Below are 19,816 nucleotides of genomic sequence, written 5' to 3' on the forward strand. Positions count from 1 at the left end.
AATGTTTTAGATCGCTTTCACCCCCGCGGCCACCAACCGGAGCTCTCCCCGCCCATGTCCAACGACGCCTCCGAGACTGACCGCTTCAGCCATGATGCCGGCATCCTGGCCCAGGCCCTGCCCTATATGCAGCGCTACGAGGGTAAGACCGTCGTGGTGAAATATGGTGGCCACGCCATGGGCGACCAGAAGCTCGGCCAGGCCTTTGCCCGCGACATCGCCCTGCTCAAGCAGTCCAAGGTCAATCCCATCGTCGTCCACGGCGGCGGCCCGCAGATTGCCTCGATGCTGAAGAATCTCGGCATCGAATCCAAGTTCGAAGGTGGCCTCCGCGTTACTGACCAGCGCACCATGGAAGTGGTGGAAATGGTCCTCGCCGGGTCGATCAACAAGGAAATCGTCGCCCTGATCAATGCCGAAGGCGAATGGGCCATCGGCCTTTGCGGCAAGGACGGCAACATGGTCTTCGCCAAAAAGGCCGAAAAGACCGTCCGCGACCCCGGCTCAAACATCGAGCGCGTGCTCGATCTCGGCTTTGTGGGCGAGCCCGTCGAAGTCGACCGCACCCTGCTCGACCTTCTGGCCCGCTCCGAAATGATCCCGGTCATCGCCCCGGTCGCTCCTGGCCGCGACGGCAATACCTATAACATCAATGCCGATACCTTTGCCGGCGCCATAGCCGGCTCGCTCGGCGCCAAGCGCCTCTTGTTCCTCACCGACGTACCCGGCGTCCTTGATCGCGACGGCCAGCTCATCCCCGAGCTTTCGGTCCGCGAAGCCAAGTCCCTGATCGCCGATGGCACCATTTCGGGCGGCATGATCCCCAAGGTCGAGACCTGCCTCGAAGCCCTCGACAACGGCGTAGAAGGCGTCGTCATCCTCAACGGCAAGCAGCCGCATGTGGTGCTGGTCGAACTCTTCACCGAATTTGGCGCCGGCACCCTCATCGTCCGCTAACGGTGCCAACGACATTAATGAAAAGGGCCGCCCTCGGGGCGGCCCTTCGTGTTTTAGACTTCGACCAGCGCCGGCTGGGCCGGTGCACCCTGCCCATAGGCCGGTGGCTTGGGCCGCCGGAACAGCGGCGCCATCAGCAAGACCAGCGCGAAGCTACCGACCACATACCAAAGCGCCAGCGCCGAGGCATGCGAGAAGGCGGCATGCGGGGCCGAGCCTGCAGCAAACGCATTGCCGAGATTGGTGAAGAAGATCTGCCCGATAATGGCCACGCCGAGCGCACCACCCACCTGCTGGAAGGCCTGCAGCGCGCCCGAGCCCGAACCGGCATCGCGCGGCGGCACATTGGCCAGTACCAGCTGGAACAGCGACGAGAAGCCAAGGCCAAGCCCGACACCGGCGATCAAGAGCGGCGGCAACAGCGCCCAGTGATCGATCATGTCGGTGACGCCTTCGATATAGAAGTGCATCCAGCCGATGCCGATGACGAGAAGCGCGCCGGAAAGCGCCAGCCGCGAGCGCAGGTAGTGAGACCCGAACCGCCCCGCAATTGCCGATGCGATCAGGACACCCACCGAAAACGGCGTGTTGGTAAGCCCCGATTCAAGCGGCGTGAACCCGAAGCCGCCCTGCAGCAACAGCGAGATCACCATGAACATGCCCGGAATGCCCGAGGCAAAGACGGTGGTGACGAAGGCGCCGAACATGAACTGGCGATTGGTGATGAGGTCGAAATTGAGAAGCTGCGGCTGCCCGTCCTTGGCGCGATTGCGCGTCCAGAACACGAAAAGCGCGATCAGCACGATCCCCGCCGCCATCATGGCGAAAATCCACGGCGCCCAGTCATAGGCACGCCCCTCGACGATCGGAAACACCAGCATGACGATGCCGAGGCCGAACAGGACGATGCCGACATAGTCGTTCTTGAGCTCGGCATGACCCGGCAGACGCGGGATCAGGAACCAACCTGCAACCACCGCGGCAATGCCGACCGGGATGTTGACGAGAAAAATCGGCTGCCATTCGAGGCCGAAAAGATTGGCCGAAATCAGCACGCCGCCAAGAATCGGGCCGCAGACCGAAGCAAGGCCCGCAGACAGACCGAACAGCGAAAACGCTTGTCCCCGTTCCTGCGGCGGAAAGGTCACCGTGGCGATCGCCAGCACCTGCGGCGTCATCATCGCACCGGCAAGGCCCTGGATGATACGGGCGACGATCAAGAACTCGATGTTCGGCGCCAGACCACAAAGCGCCGAAGCTGCCGTGAAACCGGCAACGCCCCAAAGGAAGAGCGTCGTGCGCCCCACAATGTCGCCCAACCGGCCGAACGGCAAAAGCCCCAGCGCAAAGGCCAGGATATAGGCGGCGACCACCCATTCGATCTGGCTGTCGGTGGCGCCCAGGCTTTCGCGCATCGAAGGAAGCGCCACATTGACGATGGTGACATCGATCAGGTTCATGAAATTGGCGATCAAAAGAACGAACAGCGACAGCCAGCGGCGCGGATCGGGTGGAGTGGCCGTTTCGGCCGCAAAAGTGGACATGGGAAATTTCCTCGAAAGATGCGTGCGGCTGAGGCGAACCGGAGCGGCAAGAAACGCGCGGGGTTTGTGCGCCTCCTTTTGCGCACAATCAAGCCACGCAATGGCGCCGACCGGTGCCCTCTGATCACATCGCCCATGCTGATCGGCTCGGTTGACATTTCCTGTCAGCAGGCGTCCATCACCGCAAAATCTGGAGCACCGCCATGACCGACTATGTCAAAAAGATCCTGACGTCCTCGGTCTACGACGTTGCCGAGCAGACCCCGCTCGACAGCATGGAACTGCTGTCCACCCGGCTTGGGCATGACATCCTGGTTAAGCGCGAGGATCTTCAGCCGGTCTTTTCCTTCAAGATCCGCGGCGCCCATAACCGCATCGTCCATCTCACCGCCGAAGAGCGCGCCCGCGGCGTTATCTGCGCTTCGGCCGGCAATCACGCGCAGGGCGTTGCCCTGTCCGCCAGCCGCCTCGGCATCCGCTCCGTCATCGTCATGCCGACGACGACACCGGTGATCAAGGTCAATGCCGTGCGCCGCCTTGGCGGCGAAGTCGTGCTCTTCGGCGACGGCTTCGACGCAGCCCGCGCCCACGCCTCGATCCTTGCGGAGCGCCATGGCTATGTCTTCGTCCACCCATTCGATGATCCCGATGTCATTGCCGGCCAGGGCACGGTCGGGCTCGAAATCATGCGCCAGCACCCCGAGCCGATCGGCGCCATCTATGTGCCCGTCGGCGGCGGCGGCCTCGCCGCCGGCATCGCCAGCTTCGTAAAATTTTTGCGCCCCGAAATCCGCATCATCGGTGTCGAGCCCGAAGAAGCCGCCTCGATGAAGGCCGCCATTGCAGCCGGCAAGCCGGTGCCGCTCGACCAGGTCGGCCTCTTTGCCGATGGCGTCGCCGTGCGTCAGGTGGGCGAAGAAACCTTCCGCCTCTGCCGCGACCTCCTCGACGACATCATCACCGTTACGGCCGACGAAATCTGCGCCGCCATCAAGGATATCTTTGATGACCATCGCGCCATCACCGAGCCCGCCGGCGCCCTCGCCCTTGCCGGCCTCCGCCGTGACATCGACAACGGCACCGCGCCCGATGGCGCCCTGATTGCCATCAACTCCGGCGCCAACGTCAATTTCGACCGCCTGCGCTACGTCGCCGAGCGTGCCGAGATCGGCGAGCGCGCCGAGGCGCTCCTCGCCGTCACCATCCCCGAGCGGCCCGGCTCCTACCGCGCCTTCATTCGCCTCCTTGGCGCCCGCGCCATCACCGAGTTCAACTATCGCTTCGCCCCCGGCAACAGCGCCCGCATCTTCGTCGGCATCAAGCTCGGCAACGGCGACACCGAAAAGCGCGAGATCATCGACCTCCTTGCCAGCAACGGTCTCGACGTCACCGACATGACCGACAACGAAGTCGCAAAGCTCCATGTCCGCCACATGGTCGGCGGCCGCGTCGAAGGCCTCCGGGACGAGATGATCTTCCGCTTCCAATTCCCGGAGCGGCCAGGCGCCTTGCTCAAATTCCTCGAAGGGCTGAACGATGCCTGGAACATTTCGCTGTTCCACTACCGCAATCACGGCTCCGACTATGGCCGCGTCCTGGTCGGCATCCAGGTGCCGGAAGAGACGCGCGAGGACTTCTTTGCCCACATCGATGCCATCGGTTTTCCTTATTGGAACGAGACCGACAATCCCGCCTATCGGCAGTTCCTTGATCGCGAATAATCCCCACCCAAACGGGGGCGACTTCATTCTGAAATAAACGGCATCTACACCACCTGACGTATTTCCGCCCCGAACCCATTGCAATTGGTCGGGTGTGGAGCAATTTGCATTGATCGTCGGCCTTTGGGGTGCACCAGGGGCGCAAATCTACAAATAAAGGGAAAGAAAAACATGATCCGGACCACCAAGACCGCCGGCCTGATGCTTGCTAGCGGCCTGACGACACTCGCCTTGATGCAGCCCGCTTCCGCGCTCGAAGCGCAGGCTTTCATCGATCGTTTCGAGGCCGTCTACGCGGTCATGGGTTATGAACTCGATTTCGGTACCGCAACCCTCGACGGCGATACCATCACCGTCGATGGCGTCACCGTCGGCTTTGCCGGCACCGAAGAAGAACCCACCACTTTCGATACCGAGCTGACCTTTACCGGCGTCGTCGAGAACGAAGACGGCAGCTATTTTGCCGAGCAGCTGACTGTGCCCGATATCGATACCGAATTCGCCTCCGATCCGGTCGGGCATCTTTCAGTCACTGGCATTGTCGCTGAAGGCCTCTGGCTGCCGCCGGAAGACGAATATAGCGCCGAAAACCTGCTGCAGACCGTTGATCGCGTTGCCACCGGCCCGCTGGTCGTCAGCCGCGATGGCGCTGAAGTCGTGCGCTATGACGGCCTCGATTACTCCTCTGAGTTCGGCTACGCCGATGACGACGCGCTTGAGTCGGTCAACTCGAAGTTCACCGTTTCCAATATCTGGGCCGATCTTTCCACCGTCGGCGAAGAAGAGCCCGAAGCCGGCGCCGTGATCGAGTCCCTTGGCCTCACCGAGATCAAGGGCAATATCAGCCAGGCCGGCACCTGGACCCTTTCCGACGGTCGCCTTGCGCTGACCGAGTCGGTGATGGACTTCGAAAACATCGGCAAGCTCAACTTTACATTCGATATCCTGGGCTTCACCCCCGCGGTGCTCGACAAGATCTACGCGATGAACGCAAGCGACATCGACCCGACCACCGAAGAAGGTCAGGCCCAGCAGATGATGATGGGCATGGAAATGGCGCAGGCCCTCTCCATCGCCAGCGCCGATATCCGCTATGACGATGCCGGCCTTGCGCCCAAGCTGCTCGACCTCTTTGCCGCCCAGTCCGGTATCGATCGCGCCGCTTTCGTCGAAGCCATCAAGCCTGTCGTTCCCGCCATGATGGCCGACCTCAACGCCCCTGCGCTGGTTGATCTCATCGTGCCGGCCGTCAACGCCTTCCTCGACGATCCGCAGAGCTTCGAGGTTGCCGTCGCTCCGGCCTCGCCCACGAGCTTCCTCGTCTTGGCTGCCGCCGCCGCCAACCCGGCTGGCCTGATCCAGGCTCTGGGCCTCACGGTCACCGCCAACCAGTAATCCTGATGGGGGCCCGGCGATGGGCCCTCACTCTTTTGGCAAGCAGATGAAGCCTTCACTTTTTTCTGGCATGGTCGCCCTATGACCGCCCTGCCCCTGCCTCGCTCCAGCTTTGATCACGTCACCGAATGGGTGTTCGACCTCGACAACACCCTCTACCCGCGTGAATGCAATCTCTTCGCGCAGATCGACACGTTGATCACCAACTACGTGATGGACGTCACCAAGCTCGATTTCGCCGCCGCCCGCGACCTGCAGAAGGGCTACTATCGCGACTTCGGCACGACGCTGAACGGGCTCATGCATCGGCACGAGATCGACGCCGACCATTTCCTCAATACCGTGCACGCTATCGACTACACCCCGGTCGCGCCGCATCCCGAACTCATCGACGCCATCACCGCCCTGCCCGGCCGCAAGTTCATCCTCACCAATGGCGATGTGGGCCACGCCCGCAACGTCCTGATGCGCCTCGGTGGCGACCATCTCTTCGAGCATGTGCACGACATCCGCGCCATGACCTTCGTGCCCAAGCCGCACCGCGAAGCCTATGACGGCTTTTTCCAGAAGCACGCCATCGACCCCACCCGCGCCGCCATGTTCGACGATCTCGAAAAGAACCTCGTCGTCCCGCACGAAGTGGGCATGTCCACCGTCCAGGTCGTCCCCCAAGATGGCTTCCTCCACGACCAGGTGGATTCATGGGAGCTCGGCCGCTCCACCGGCCCCCACGTCCATCACATCACCGCCGATCTCGCCGGCTTCCTCCGCAACCTGCCCTGACTTTCTTCACCCTCCCCTTGAGGGGAGGGTAGCGCAGCTTAGCCGAAGGCTTAGCGAAGCTAGGGAGGGGTAGGTTCCGCCCCCTACATATTATTCAGATGAAAAATATTACCGTCCGGGTCCTTGAACCAGGCCATCTTGAACCCGCCACTGCTGTGAATGCCATCGGCAAAGTCCATCCCCTCATACTGCTCGAACCGCACGCCCTTCTCGCGTAGCGCCACAACGATCGCGTCGATCTCCTCGCCAACGCCCCACACCACCGCATTGGCCTGGTTGGTCCCGGCAAAGTCCGAGACGTAAACGACAAGACTCGTTTTCCCGGTGCGGAACTCCGCCACCTGCTCGTCCTGCCCGTTCACCTGCTCAAGCCCCAGCACGTCGGCATAAAACGCCTTAGCCCGCGCCAGGTCCTTCACCGCCACGATTGCGGCACTGTCTTTGTCCTTAAGCACCTTCGTTCTCCTCAAAGAAGATGAACGCCCGCCCATTCAGCGCGTTGCAACCGCACCCTATTCCCGCCGACCCTTGCGCGCACTACATTGTCCTCATGACCGATCTTCCTGGCCGCCGTCCGCCGCCAACTCCCGACAGCACCCCAACTTTCCGCGAGCGCCTCGAAAACCTGCGCCATCTCGGACGCCTTGTCGCGCAGATCTGGCGCACCAGCCGCCCGCTGACCGCGGCCTCCATCGGCCTTCGCGTGGTCGCCGCCTTCCAGCCCGTTGCCGTGCTCTACGCTGCCAAGCTGATCGTCGACGAAGTCGTCCGCCTCACCGCGCTCGAAGCCCCCGGCCCCTCCATCCTCGACTGGTGGAATGCTGGCCTCCTCGAACACATGCTGCTCTTGCTGCTGTTCGAATTCGCTTTGGTGCTCGCCAACGACGTCATCGCGCGCGTCACCGGCCTCGTTGACTCCATCCTCTCCGAGCTCCATTCAATCAGGTCAGCGTCGAACTCATGGCCCACGCGGCCAAGCTCGACCTCATGCATTTCGAATCGGCAGAATATCAGGACCGCCTCGAGCGTGCCCGCCGCCAGGCCGCCGGTCGCAATGCGCTCCTCAGCCAGATGTTCGGCCAGGCGCAGGACATCCTAACCGTCGCCACGCTCGCCGCCGGCCTCTTCGTCTACGCGCCCTGGCTGATCCTTTTGCTGCCGCTGAGCTTCATTCCCTCGATCTGGGGCGAAACCCGCTTCAACACCCTCGCCTATATGATGAGCCGCTGGCGCACTCCGGAGCGGCGCGAACTCGAATATCTCCGCCACATCGGCGCCAGCGCCGAAACCGCCAAGGAGGTCAAGCTTTTTGGCCTCGGCGACTACCTCATCACCCGCTTCAAGTCCCTGGCCCACGCCATTTACCTTGAAAATCGTCACGTCACGACGCTGCGTGCCACCTGGGGCTCGGTCTTTGCCGCCATCGCCAGCGTCGCCTACTATGCCGCCTATGCCTATATTGTCTGGCGCACCATCACCGGCGAATTCACCCTCGGCGATCTCGCCTTTCTCTCCGGCTCGTTCCTGCGCCTCAACGGTCTATTCCAGCGCATTCTCCTCGGCTTCACCGCCATCGCCGGCCAGTCCATGTATCTCGACGATCTCTTCTCCTTCTTCGAGATCGAGCCCACCATCCTGGCTCCCGCCAACCCAAGCCCCTTCCCCGCGCCCATCACCCAGGGCATCCGCTTCGAAGGCGTCGGCTTCAAATATCCCGAAACCGAAAACTGGGTTGTCCGCGATCTGAGCTTCACCCTCGCAGCCGGCGAAACCCTGGCGCTGGTCGGCGAGAACGGCGCCGGCAAGACCACCATCGTCAAGCTCCTGACCCGCCTCTACGATCCCAGCGAAGGCCGGATCACCGTCGATGGCGTCGACCTCAAGAGCATGACGGCCAACGAAATCCACCGCCATGTCGGCGTCATCTTCCAGGATTTCATCCGCTACAGCTTCACCGCCCGCGACAATATCGGCGTCGGCCGCATCGAGGCCAAGGACGACCAGGCCCGCATCGAAAGCGCCGCCGAGCAGAGCCTTGCCGATGACGTCATCGACAAGCTGCCGCAAGGCTATGACCAGCAGCTCGGCCGACTCTTCAAGCAGGGCCGCGACCTTTCCGGCGGCGAATGGCAAAAGGTCGCCATCGCCCGCGCCTATATGCGCGATGCCGAGCTGATCATCCTCGACGAACCCACCGCCGCCCTCGACGCCAAGGCCGAGGCCGAAGTCTTCGCCCGCTTCAAGGGCCTCGCCGCCGGCAAGACCGCCGTCATCATCTCGCACCGCTTCTCGACCGTGCGCATGGCCGATCGCATCCTAGTCCTCGACAACGGCGCGATCCTTGAAGCCGGCAGCCACGAAGAACTGCTTGCGCTCGGCGGCCGCTATGCCGAACTCTTCGAACTGCAAGCTGCAGGATACCGCTGATGGCGCTGCCCGAAGACAACCACATCACCGTCATCGCCGAGACCTACCGTCTCCTCGGCGATCCGACCCGCCTCCGCGTCCTCCTCACCTGCCTCGAAGCCCCAATCGCCGTCGGCGACATCGCCAAGGCAACCGGTGCCAGCCAATCCCTCGTCAGCCACCACCTGCGCCTGCTGAGAGCCGCTCGCCTCGTCCGCGGCACCCGCAAAAACAAGCAAGTCTTCTACGAAGCCGCCGACGAACACATCGCCCGCATGCTCACCGACATGGTCGCCCACGCCATGGAAGACGGGGAAGCCGACGACGACTAGCCCTCTTTCTTTCCTCCCCCGCCTGCGGGGCTTCGAGCCGGCCGAAGGCAAAATTGCTCCAGTGGAACAATTTTAGGAGAGAAGGCCATGAGAGCTACGCTCGAATGGCTGGGGACCGCCTACAAGGCGGTGGAGGGGGAGCCGCTTTCGCAAACACCTTTCGATCAGCCTTGACCCTCATATGAATACATGTTCATATATCCTCCCACTTGAGGACCACGATGGCGCACGACCACATACACGATCACGGCCATCACGATCATGCCGACCATGATCACAATCATGCCGGCCACAGCCACGCCCCATCGGTCAGCGCCAGCAACGAACGCGCCGTCCTCATCGGTCTCGTGCTTACCGGCACCTTCATGGTGGCCGAAGTCTTCGGCGGCGTACTCTCCGGCTCGCTTGCCCTGATCGCCGATGCCGGTCACATGCTGACCGACACCGTCGCCCTTTTCCTCGCCTGGCTCGGCTTTCGCCTCGGTCGCCGACCCGCCGACGCACGGCGCAGCTTTGGCTATTCCCGCCTCGAAGTGCTCGCCGGCCTCATCAATGCCCTCAGCCTTTTCGCTCTCGTCGGCTGGATCGCCTACGAAGCCGTCCAGCGCTTCTTCCGGCCCGAGGAAGTGCTTGCCGGTCCAATGCTGGTCGTTGCGGTGATCGGCCTCGTCATCAACCTCCTCGTCTTCCGTATTCTTTCGAGCGCCGATGCGGATCACGTCAACATTCGCGGCGCCCTGCTCCATGTGCTCGGCGATCTCCTAGGCTCGGTCGGCGCCATCGTTGCTGCCGCAATAATCTGGCTCACCGGCTGGATGCCCATCGACCCGATCCTTTCGCTGGTCGTCAGCCTCCTCATCCTGCGCAGCGCCTGGGCGCTCCTGACCCGCACCTTCAACATTCTGATGGAAGGCGCACCCGAAGGCGTCGAACCCACCGCTTTGCGGGACACGCTGCTTGCCGCCGTGCCGGGCCTCGCTGGCGTCGGCCACCTCCATGTCTGGTCATTGTCCTCGGGCCAGGCCATGGCAACGCTCGACATCGCTTTGCAACCGGGCGCCGATCCGGCCCAGGTCACCGCGCAGACCCGCTCGGCGTTAGAGGCTGAAAAGATCAGCCACGCCACGATCGAGATCGATTGGTCCGGCGCCTGTGCCGGCTGCCCCGGTCCGGTCTCCGCTCACCCCGCGTGAGCGGCAGCCGCGAGGCCTGCGGCGCGGCCGGTCGCAAACGACGCCGTGAGCAGATACCCACCCGTCGGTGCCTCCCAATCCAGCATTTCCCCCGCCACGAAGACGCCTGGCAATGCCCTCAGCATGAAGCGCTCGTCCACCCCGGCCCAGTCGACACCCCCTGCCGATGAGATCGCCTCCGCAATGGGCCGCGGCCGCGCTACCGGCAAAACCAGCGCCTTTACAGCCGCCGCCAGCGCATCGGCGCTCATGCCCGTCGCGTCCGGCAAAAGCTCGCGCACCAGACCCAGTTTCACGCCATCGAGCCCCGCCCCTTGCGCAGCCTGTTGGAGAAACTTGCCTTAGCCGGCTGCCGCCCTAAATCCTTGGCCAAACGCTCCACGGTCCGCCCCGGCACAAGATCGAGCGTCAGCGCCGCCGCTCCACTTTGTTCCAGCGCATCGCGCAATGCTGCCGATTGGGCATAAACGAGGCTCCCCTCGATGCCCCAGCGCGTCACCACGAACTCGCCCGTCACCCCGTTTGCTGTCACCGCCTTGACCGGCTCGCCCGCATAGCGCTCAGCAAAGACCGGGCTCCAGTCCACCTCGAACCCGATATTGGCCGGCCGGAACGCCGACACAAGGACGCCCCGCTCTTGCAGCCACGGCACCCAGGACGCGTCCGATCCCAGCCGCGGCCAGCTCGCGCCACCCAGCGCCAGCACCACCGCGTCGAACCGCTCCTGCTTTCCGCCCTCGAACACCAGGTCGTCGCTCGCAAACCCAGCCCAACGCCAGCGCGTCCGGATCTCGACGCCCTGCTCCGCCAGCCGAGCCAGCCAGGCCCGCAACAGCGGCGACGCCTTCATCTGCTTGGGAAAGACGCGGCCCGACGACCCCACAAAGGTCTCGATTCCAAGCCCAGCACACCATTCGCGCAATGCCGCGCCATCAAACGCATCCAGCGCCGCATGCAGCCGTTCGCCTGCAACCCCGAAGCGGCCGCGCAGAAGCGCATGCTCTTCGCCATGGGTGATATTAAGCCCCGACTTGCCCGCCATCAAGAACTTGCGGCCCACAGTCGGCATGGCGTCGAACACCACCACCTTGGCACCTTGCGCCGCCGCAGCCTCGGCCGCCATCAGCCCGGCCGGTCCGCCTCCGATAATGCCGATGCGGCTTTGGCCCATGAATAAACTCCGTTTCGCCTCGCATAGCCCAGCGCTGCGCCCGCGACCAGAAGTTAAGCTTCGGATAAGACCTGTGGCCTAACCTTGCCGATCACGGGCGAGGGTTTTCTGCAATGCGCGTGCTGATAGTCGACGACAGCCGATCGAGCCTTGCCTAATCGGCGCCATCGTCCGGGAAACGGTGAGCGGCGAGGTCGAGCTTTGCCTTAACCCGATCGAGGCCCTCGAGCTTTGCGACGATACCCAGTTCCACCTGATCGTCGTCGATCACATCATGCCCGAAATGGACGGCGTCCATTTCACCGCCGCCCTCCGCGCCCGCCCAGCCTATCGCACCGTGCCGGTCATCATGGTGACCTCCGACAGCGACAAGAATGTGCGCATCGAAGCCATCAAGGCTGGCGCCACCGACTTCCTGCACAAGCCATTTGACGCCACCGAGCTGCAGGCGCGCGTCGCCAATCTCCTCGCCCTCCGCCAGGCTCAGGTCGAGCTGGCCGATCGTGCCCTTTGGCTGACCCGCGAAGTCGAGCGCGCCACCGCCCACCTTCTCGCCCGCGAAGAAGAGATCATTGATCGCCTCGCCCGCGCCATCGAATATCGCGACGGCGGCACCGGCGAACATGTGTCCCGCGTCGCCCAGATCAGCCAGCTGATCGCTGAAGGCATCGGCCTCGGGCCCGATCGCTGCCGCATGATCTATCTCGCCGCGCCGCTGCACGACATCGGCAAGATCGGCATTGCCGATGCCATCCTCTCCAAGCCCGGCAAGCTGACCGACGGCGAAATGGCGGTGATGCGAGAGCATGTCACCATCGGCGCCCGCATTCTCGAACAAGGCGGCTCCGACCTGATCCGCACGGCCGAACTGATCGCCCAGAGCCATCACGAAAAGTGGGACGGCAGCGGCTACCCCGACCAGCTATCCGGCACCGATATCCCGATCGAGGCCCGCATCGTCGCCATTGCCGATGTCTTCGACGCCCTTTGCTCCGAGCGTCCTTACAAACCTGCCTGGCCCATCGAGAAAGCCTATGCAGAAATAATTCGATCGAGTGGCAACCATTTCGATCCCGCGTGCGTTGCCGCATTTCGCGGCAAATGGCCAGAAATAAGCCGAATCATGCAGGCTGAACAGCCAAGGCAAGCTGTCGGCTTCTAGCCGCAGGTTTTCCGCTAGCTCTTTGCCGACAGCGATAATCAATCAAACAGTATTCGCCGCCCTGATCTTTCACGATGACTCCGAGTCATCGCGCGAGGATTCAGTGCGCCCGAGAATCGATTCACGCACCCTGTGAATCACGCCTGCCCGCACCTGATCTACTCGCTCAGTATAACTGACGCTCCAGCACTCAAGCCTGACACAAATAGTGTCAGCGTAACCATCGGTTAAATAGAAGATGCCATTCTAGATACTAAGCCGGATGGGAATACGGCGAAGTCATTAGATGATGTCCAGCATAGTGAGCTGCGCTCCGCGATAACATTTTCGCCTACCGCTTCCCAGTATCTCGTTCTCGGTAGAGACCACCTTATGTCCCCCTAGTACTTTACTTAAGGCCATAGCCATGGCCGGTACAAGACCGCATACCCTTGTCCTTTCGGGTGATGGCAGCATCAAATCCGCCGCCGAGATCGCCTTGAGCCTCAAGCAGGCGCTCGCCGCGCACGATCACATCGAGATCGACACGCAGGCTTTGACCGCCGCCGACCTCACCACGGCGCAATCGCTGCTCTCCGCCCGTGCCAGTGCCGCAGCCGCCGGCAAGACGCTCTCTCTTCTCGCTCCGCTCGGACCGCCCCTGCGCTCGATCCTTAACGCCGCAGGCTTTCTCGCGCCGGCACAGCCACATCGCGCCTTCTGGGCCGCATCTTCAGACCATGCATAGGGACGTTATCGCATGAGCAAGACCATCCTCACCATCGATGACTCCGCCTCCATTCGCCAGATGGTCGCCATGACGCTGACCGGCGCGGGTCTCGAGGTCATCGAAGCCGTCAACGGCGCCGATGGCTATGACAAGGCCGTGGCCAACACCGTCCATGCGGTCCTGACAGACCTCAACATGCCCGTCCTCAACGGCATCGAGTTCATCAGGAAATACCGCCAGCACCCCTCCTCCAAGGGTATCCCGATCATCCTCCTCACTACCGAGTCCGACGAGGACCTGAAGCGCCAGGCCAAGGAAGCGGGTGCCACCGGCTGGATCGTAAAACCCTTCAAGCAGGACCAGCTCCTCGCCATCATCAAGAAGGTCACCGGGGCATGAACATCGCCGACCCCACCGAAACCTTCCGGCAGGAGGCGCGCGAGCTGCTTGACCAGCTCGAAGCCGGCCTCCTCGATCTCGAACAGGACCCGTCCAATTCGAGCCTCATCAACTCGACCTTCCGCGCCCTCCACACCATCAAGGGCTCGGGCGCCATGTTCGGCTTCACCGCCGTCGCCGAATTCGTGCACGAGTTCGAAACCGCCTTCGACCGCGTCCGCAAGGGTCAGAGCCAGGCCAATACGGCGCTGATCGGCATTGCCCTCGACGCCAAGGACCACATTCACCGCCTGATCGAAACGCCCGAAGCCCATATCGCCGGTGGCGCCGAAATCCTCGCGGCCCTGCGCATCGTCGTCGATGGCGGCACACCCGCTCCAGCCGCAAAGCCAGCTCCGGCAAAGAGCGAACAGCCCGCTTCCGCCGCCAAGACCTGGCGCCTCGTCTTCTTCCTCCCCGCCGATGCCCTGATCTACGGCACCAATCCCCTGCTGCTGCTCGAAGAGCTGGCGCAGATCGGCCCCTGCACCATCACCGCCCTCACCGACCGCGTGCCGGTGCTCGAAAGCCTCGACCCCGAGGTCCCCCATATCGGCTGGCAGGTCGATATCGTCGCCGACGATCCCGCAGCCGCCATCGATGACGTCTTCCTGTTTCTGCGCGACAACATGGAACTGAAGCTCACCGAGTTGGCGACCGATGAACCCATCGTCGAAGTCGCGCCCGAACCCGTTGCTCCGCAACCCAGGCCGCTCATCGAAAAACCCGAAGCCATCGAGCGCCCCGCCGCCACCTCGCTTCGCGTCCCCGCCGAACGCCTCGACGAGCTCATGGACCGCGTCGGCGAACTGGTGATCGCCCAGGCCCGCCTCAGCCAGATCGCGGCCCTTAGCTCCGACACCGCGCTCAAGACCATCGCCGAAGAGCTCGAACGCCTTTCTTCCGGCCTGCGCGACACCACGATGGGCATCCGCATGGTGCCCATCGGCACGCTCTTCTCCCGCTTCCGGCGCCTCGTCCATGACCTCTCCGCCGAACTCGGCAAACCAATCGAATTCATTACCACCGGCGAAGACACCGAACTCGACAAGACCATGATCGAGCGCCTTGCCGATCCGCTGGTCCACCTCATCCGCAACGCCGTCGACCACGGCCTCGAAAGCGCCGACCGCCGCGCCGCCGCCGGCAAATCGGCCAAGGGCACCGTCCGCCTCTCCGCCGTTTACTCCGGCGCCGAAGTCGCGATCTCCGTCTCCGATGACGGCGCCGGGCTCGACACCGCCCGCATTCGCGCCAAGGCCGAGGAAAACGGCCTCATCACCGCCGACACCAAGCTCACCGAGCAAGAACTCTATCAGCTGATCTTCGCCCCCGGCTTCTCCACGGCGAAGGAAGTGACCTCGCTTTCCGGCCGCGGCGTCGGCATGGACGTGGTCAAGCGCACCATCGATGGCCTGCGCGGCACGATCGAACTTTCGACCGTCCCCGGCCAGGGCACGACCGCAACCCTGCGCCTGCCGCTGACCCTTGCCATCATCGACGGCATGCTCGTCCGAGTCGGCAAGGGCCGCTACACCATTCCTCTCGCCGCCGTCGAAGAATGCGTCGAGCTTCCGGAGAACGCCGCCGCTCATGCCAGGGGCCGCAACTTCCTCGATATCCGCGGCAGCCTCGTCCCCTATCTTCGCCTGCGTGAAGTCTTCGCCACCCCCGGTCCCGCCGAACTGCACCAGAAGGTGGTCATCGTCTCCTCCGGCGAAGGTCGCGTCGGTCTCGTGGTCGATCAAATCATCGGCAACAATCAGACCGTCATCAAGCAGCTCTCCAGGCTTCACTCCGGCATCAAGTCCTTCTCCGGCGCCACCATCCTCGGCGATGGCACCGTCGCCCTCATCCTCGATACGGCCCATCTGGTCGCTTCCGGGCAGTCCTATGTCGATCGGACCATCGAAGGGAAAGCCGCATGACCGCCGCCGCGCCCATGACGGCGCTGACCATCCGCCTCGAAGACGAGCTTTTCGCCGTCGAAGCCTCCAAAGTCCGCGAAATCCTCGATCTCGTGCCGGTCACCGAAGTGCCGCACGCTTCGCCCTTCGTCAGCGGCCTCATCAATGTCCGCGGCCGCGTCGTGCCGCTCGCGGATCTGCGCGTCATGTTCGGCATGGCGCAGCCCGAGCCCGACGAAGACACCCGCATCGTCGTCATGGAATTCGATCTCGACGGCGAGCCCATGATCGCCGGCATCCTCGCCGACAAGGTCCATGACGTCACCGACATTGAGTCCGCCTCCATCGAGGAAGCTCCCAAGGTCGGCATGCGCTGGCGCCCCGAATTCGTTCGCGGCATCGGCAAGCGCAATGGCGGCTTCATCATCATCCCCGATCTGGGACGAATTTTCGAAACACAAGGCGGCAGAAGCGCGCCCGCAGCAGCATCAGAAGAAAGGTCTGCATCGTGAGACTGACTATCAAGGCAAAATTGGCGACGGTGTTCACCGTTGTCGTCGCGCTTTCCGGCGCGAGCATGTTCCTCGCCATCCAGAGCCTGGGAAAGCTCAATGACTCGCTGGGCACCATCGTCGATGTGCGCGCCGCCAATACCATCGCCATGTCCGATGTGCAGACCTCGCTCGAAAGCGTCGGCTCGCGTCTCCGCGCCATGATCATCACCAATGACGTCGACGTCATGACCGAGCAGAAGGCGGTCATCGATCGCACGCTCTCGACCATTGCCACCACGGTTGACCAGATCGATGGCAACATTGCCGATCCCACGGTGCGCCAGCAGTTTGCCGATTTCCAGCTCAAGCTCGATCAATATAGCGCCATGATCCCGGAGATCGAGGCACTGACCGTCCAGAACAGCGATACCGTTTCGCTGGCCATCTCCCGCTCGGAAGGCAGCGATGCCCTGGGGCAGGTCGAAGAAACCATGGGCACTCTCAAGACCGCCCTTGCCGCCCGCGCCACCGCTGGCGAACCAGGAGCCTTCCTCGCCTACCAGATGGCGACCGACAGCTTCCTCACCATGACCGACATCTTCCGCCAGCAGCGCAACATCCTGCTCGCCGCCAACGACCCCGAACTCCAGGACAAGTGGCACGCCGACTATGTCACCGGCCTTGCCAGCATCAACGAAGCGCTTCCGGTGCTGCAGCGGGCCATGCCCATGGGCGAAATGGCGCTCTTCAACGATGCGAAGTCCGCTTACGAAAACCTCGTCCTTGCGATGAACAAGGCCGTTGATGTCGCCCTGACCAAGTCCGACTACAACGCCAATGTCTTGGCCGATGAAGCCGCCACCATCCGCACCGCCGCCGACGATCTGCTCGACTCCATGGTCGAGCGCAACAAGGAGCTGCTGCAGGAAGCCGACACCGAGGCCGACGCGCTCTACAACCAGTCCATGATGCTGCTGATCGCGCTTCTGGTGGGCTCCGCCGTCCTCGCTGCCATCGCCGCCACCTGGATCGTCCTCTCCATCTCCCGTGCCATGTCGAGCGCCGTGCGCCTCGCCAACGAAGTGGCCGACGGCAATCTTTCTGCCACCGCTTCGGTCAAGGGCGACGATGAAGTCACCGACCTCATCAAGGCGCTCAACGCCATGACCACCAAGCTGCGCGAAGTGGTGAGCGAAGTCACCGCCGCTACCCGCAACGTCGCCGCCGGCTCCCAGGAAATGTCCGCCACTGCCGAACAGCTTTCCCAGGGCGCGACCGAACAGGCATCCTCCACCGAAGAGGCTTCCGCCTCGATGGAAGAAATGGCCGCGACCATCAAGCAGTCGGCCGACAATGCGTCCCAGACAGAAAAGATCGCCCGCCAGTCCGCTGCCGATGCGATCGCCTCCGGCGAAGCGGTGACCAACGCCGTTACCGCCATGCAGACCATTGCCGAAAAGATCATGGTCGTGCAGGAAATCGCCCGCCAGACCGACCTCCTCGCGCTCAACGCTGCGGTGGAAGCCGCTCGTGCCGGCGAACATGGCCGCGGCTTTGCGGTCGTTGCCTCCGAAGTGCGCAAGCTCGCCGAACGGTCGCAGGCCGCTGCCGCCGAGATCTCGACGCTCTCCGGCACCACGGTCAAGGCTGCCCAGTCCGCGGGCGAAATGCTCTCCAAGCTCGTGCCCGACATTCAGCGCACAGCCGAACTGGTGGAAGAAATATCCGCCGGTTCGCGTGAGCAGAATGCCGGCGCGGCGCAGATCAACACCGCCATCCAGCAGCTCGACAAAGTCACCCAGCAGAACACCTCGGCTGCCGAGGAAATGTCGGCGACCTCCGAGGAGCTCGCGAGCCAGGCCGAACAGCTCCAGTCCGCCATCAGCTACTTCCGCACCGATGCCTCGGCATCGTCCACGGTCGCAGCCATCGTCGACAAGCCCGCCAACGATCTGAAGCGCGCCATCTTCGCCCAGGCCCCGCACATGGCGCCGCGCAAGAGCGGCAAGCCGAAAATGGCAACCGGCGGCGGCTTCGACCTCGATCTGGGCAGCGACGGCGACGACCTCGACAGCGAGTTCACCCGCCGCTCGGCCTAGAACCTGTAGGGATGCGCCAGCTTCCCCCCACCGCGTATCACCCCGGCGAAGGCCGGGGCCCATCCTGAGATCTCAGGATGGATCCCCGCCTGCGCGGGGATGACATCGCGGGTGAGGAAGCAGCCAGCCCATACCGAATACGCAGCGCCAACAGGGAACAAACATGCCCGAACACACTCAATACGTGACCCTCGGCGTCGCCGGTGAGCTCTTCGCCGCCCCGGTCAGCAAGGTCCAGGAAATCCTCGACATGCAGCCGATCGCCCGCCTGCCGCGCGCGCCGAGCAACCTCCTTGGAATGATCGACGTCCGCGGCCAGGGCGTTCCGGTCCTCGATCTGCGCCAGACCCTCGGTCTCCCCGATGCGCCCGACACGGAAAACACCCGCATCGTCGTCCTGACCGTCAATGGCCCCGTCGATCCCGTGACCCTCGGCCTCCGTGCCGATCGCGTCTACGAGGTCACCGTGCTCGATAGCGACGCGCTCGATCCGCCGCCCGCGGTCAGCGCCAGTTGGAGCAACCATTGCATCCTGGGCATCGGCCGCCGCAATGGCGCCTTCGTCACCGTCCTCGACCTCGATCGTCTCCTGGGCGACATGCCCGGCCTCGCCGCCGCCTGACCGGAGTTTGCCGTGACCGCCCTTGCCCGCACCCTGACCGACACCGACGACGATCATCTGAGCCTTGCCGATTTCAACCGCATCTCGGCGCTGATCGGCAGCGAAGTCGGTATTCGCCTGCCCCCAGCCAAGCGGCTGATGGTCGAGGGCCGCCTGCGCAAGCGCGTCCGCACGCTCAAGCTCGCAAATCTCGGCGCTTACGGCGACTACCTCTTCCGCAAGGGTGGGCTCGACAGCGAACTGCCCTTCCTGATCAACGCCGTCACCACCAACAAGACCGACTTCTTCCGCGAGCCCGAGCATTTCGAAATCATCGAAAAGCTGCTGCTGCCCGAGCTGATTTCAAGACGAGAGCGCAATCCACTGATCAAGGTCTGGAGCGCCGCCAGCTCCACCGGTGCCGAAGCCTACACCACTGCCATGGTCCTTGCCGACCAGGCCGCCCAGCGCCGCGACTTTCGCTTCGCCGTCCTTGGCACCGACATTTCCACCGACGTGCTCGAACAGGGCCGCACCGGCGTCTACCCCGCCGAACTGATCGCCCCGGTCCCACCCGGCATGCAGTCGCGCTACCTGATGTTCGCGCGCCGCCAGGGGAACCGCCCCGAAGTGCGCATCGTCCCGGAACTCCGCCGTCTCGTCCAGTTCCAGCGCCTCAACCTCATGGCCGAAAACTACGGCATCGACCGCGACGTCGACATCATCTTCCTGCGCAATGTGCTGATCTATTTCGACAAGGTCGATCAGGCCAAGGTCATTACCCGCCTTGTCGGCCATTTGCGACCCGGCGGTTATCTTCTTCTTGGTCATTCGGAGTCCATGATCGGCACGTCGATCACCATGCGGCAGATCGCGCCGGCCGTGTTCCAGAAGATTTGAGCTC

At 63.3% G+C, this 19,816-nt stretch carries 17 protein-coding genes and 2 pseudogenes; 16 read left to right on the plus strand and 3 right to left on the minus strand.

The features are described from left to right. Positions 1 to 54 precede the first annotated feature (54 nt). Positions 55 to 957 carry an acetylglutamate kinase gene (argB, locus tag G5575_RS12960; RefSeq protein ID WP_164534647.1) on the plus strand — a complete coding sequence of 301 codons (903 nt, stop codon included), beginning with the start codon at positions 55 to 57 and terminating at the stop codon, positions 955 to 957. Between the two features lie 53 nt (positions 958 to 1,010). Here the strand turns inward: argB and G5575_RS12965 are convergent, their stop codons facing one another. Then, on the minus strand, positions 1,011 to 2,501 hold the full coding sequence (locus G5575_RS12965; RefSeq protein ID WP_164534648.1) for a DHA2 family efflux MFS transporter permease subunit: 1,491 nt from the start codon (positions 2,499 to 2,501) through the stop codon (positions 1,011 to 1,013). Positions 2,502 to 2,704: 203 nt separating this feature from the next. On the opposite strand from G5575_RS12965, the gene ilvA reads away from it, so the two are divergent. The 3 genes from ilvA (at position 2,705) to G5575_RS12980 (ending at position 6,400) form a co-directional block, all read left to right on the plus strand. After that, on the plus strand, positions 2,705 to 4,222 hold the full coding sequence (gene ilvA, locus G5575_RS12970) for a threonine ammonia-lyase, biosynthetic (RefSeq protein ID WP_164534649.1): 1,518 nt from the start codon (positions 2,705 to 2,707) through the stop codon (positions 4,220 to 4,222). Positions 4,223 to 4,393: 171 nt separating this feature from the next. Beyond that, positions 4,394 to 5,617, plus strand: coding sequence for a hypothetical protein (locus G5575_RS12975; RefSeq protein WP_164534650.1), 1,224 nt, complete (start codon positions 4,394 to 4,396; stop codon positions 5,615 to 5,617). 81 nt (positions 5,618 to 5,698) lie between these two features. Beyond that, entirely contained in the window at positions 5,699 to 6,400 is a 702-nt protein-coding gene (locus G5575_RS12980; RefSeq protein WP_164534651.1) for a pyrimidine 5'-nucleotidase, read from the plus strand. Between the two features lie 83 nt (positions 6,401 to 6,483). Here G5575_RS12980 and G5575_RS12985 read toward each other — a convergent pair whose 3' ends face one another. Continuing rightward, a complete protein-coding gene (locus G5575_RS12985; protein ID WP_164534652.1) occupies positions 6,484 to 6,855 on the minus strand; it encodes a VOC family protein in 372 nt (123 codons plus the stop codon). A 95-nt stretch (positions 6,856 to 6,950) separates the two neighbouring features. Here G5575_RS12985 and G5575_RS20510 point away from each other — a divergent pair, with 95 nt between their 5' ends. The 4 genes from G5575_RS20510 (at position 6,951) to G5575_RS13000 (ending at position 10,331) form a co-directional block, all read left to right on the plus strand. Further along, the gene (locus G5575_RS20510) at positions 6,951 to 7,499 is read left to right on the plus strand and encodes a hypothetical protein (protein ID WP_235935943.1); all 549 of its coding nucleotides are present in this window, start codon (positions 6,951 to 6,953) and stop codon (positions 7,497 to 7,499) included. Beyond that, positions 7,388 to 8,827, plus strand: coding sequence for an ABC transporter ATP-binding protein (locus tag G5575_RS12990; RefSeq protein ID WP_235935944.1), 1,440 nt, complete (start codon positions 7,388 to 7,390; stop codon positions 8,825 to 8,827). Before G5575_RS20510 ends, G5575_RS12990 begins: the two co-directional genes overlap by 112 nt. Beyond that, positions 8,827 to 9,138, plus strand: coding sequence for an ArsR/SmtB family transcription factor (locus tag G5575_RS12995; protein WP_164534653.1), 312 nt, complete (start codon positions 8,827 to 8,829; stop codon positions 9,136 to 9,138). Before G5575_RS12990 ends, G5575_RS12995 begins: the two co-directional genes overlap by 1 nt. A gap of 221 nt (positions 9,139 to 9,359) precedes the next feature. Then, the gene (locus G5575_RS13000; protein ID WP_164534654.1) at positions 9,360 to 10,331 is read left to right on the plus strand and encodes a cation diffusion facilitator family transporter; all 972 of its coding nucleotides are present in this window, start codon (positions 9,360 to 9,362) and stop codon (positions 10,329 to 10,331) included. Here G5575_RS13000 and G5575_RS13005 read toward each other — a convergent pair. After that, positions 10,319 to 11,502: pseudogene (locus G5575_RS13005) on the minus strand (TIGR03862 family flavoprotein). The gene G5575_RS13000 and the pseudogene G5575_RS13005 sit on opposite strands and share 13 nt — an antisense overlap. A gap of 113 nt (positions 11,503 to 11,615) precedes the next feature. Here G5575_RS13005 and G5575_RS21805 point away from each other — a divergent pair. From G5575_RS21805 to G5575_RS13045, 8 genes and pseudogenes are all read left to right on the plus strand, one after another. Next, positions 11,616 to 12,664, plus strand: a pseudogene (locus G5575_RS21805) (HD domain-containing phosphohydrolase). A gap of 406 nt (positions 12,665 to 13,070) precedes the next feature. Then, entirely contained in the window at positions 13,071 to 13,391 is a 321-nt protein-coding gene (locus tag G5575_RS13015; protein WP_164534655.1) for an STAS domain-containing protein, read from the plus strand. A 12-nt stretch (positions 13,392 to 13,403) separates the two neighbouring features. Then, positions 13,404 to 13,772 carry a response regulator gene (locus G5575_RS13020; protein WP_164534656.1) on the plus strand — a complete coding sequence of 123 codons (369 nt, stop codon included), beginning with the start codon at positions 13,404 to 13,406 and terminating at the stop codon, positions 13,770 to 13,772. After that, positions 13,769 to 15,739 (plus strand): chemotaxis protein CheA, encoded by a 1,971-nt coding sequence (locus G5575_RS13025; protein WP_164534657.1) that lies wholly within the window; start codon positions 13,769 to 13,771, stop codon positions 15,737 to 15,739. Before G5575_RS13020 ends, G5575_RS13025 begins: the two co-directional genes overlap by 4 nt. Next, positions 15,736 to 16,230, plus strand: a complete 495-nt coding sequence (locus G5575_RS13030; protein ID WP_164534658.1) for a chemotaxis protein CheW — start codon at positions 15,736 to 15,738, stop codon at positions 16,228 to 16,230. The genes G5575_RS13025 and G5575_RS13030 overlap by 4 nt, the downstream gene beginning before the upstream one ends. After that, positions 16,227 to 18,311: a HAMP domain-containing methyl-accepting chemotaxis protein gene (locus G5575_RS13035; RefSeq protein WP_164534659.1), complete on the plus strand. Its 2,085-nt coding sequence runs from the start codon at positions 16,227 to 16,229 to the stop codon at positions 18,309 to 18,311. Before G5575_RS13030 ends, G5575_RS13035 begins: the two co-directional genes overlap by 4 nt. A gap of 163 nt (positions 18,312 to 18,474) precedes the next feature. After that, a complete protein-coding gene (locus G5575_RS13040) occupies positions 18,475 to 18,933 on the plus strand; it encodes a chemotaxis protein CheW (protein ID WP_164534660.1) in 459 nt (152 codons plus the stop codon). A 12-nt stretch (positions 18,934 to 18,945) separates the two neighbouring features. Next, the gene (locus tag G5575_RS13045; protein ID WP_164534661.1) at positions 18,946 to 19,812 is read left to right on the plus strand and encodes a CheR family methyltransferase; all 867 of its coding nucleotides are present in this window, start codon (positions 18,946 to 18,948) and stop codon (positions 19,810 to 19,812) included. Positions 19,813 to 19,816: the final 4 nt, after the last annotated feature.

This window comes from Devosia aurantiaca, from assembly GCF_011058215.1.
Taxonomy (GTDB): domain Bacteria; phylum Pseudomonadota; class Alphaproteobacteria; order Rhizobiales; family Devosiaceae; genus Devosia; species Devosia aurantiaca.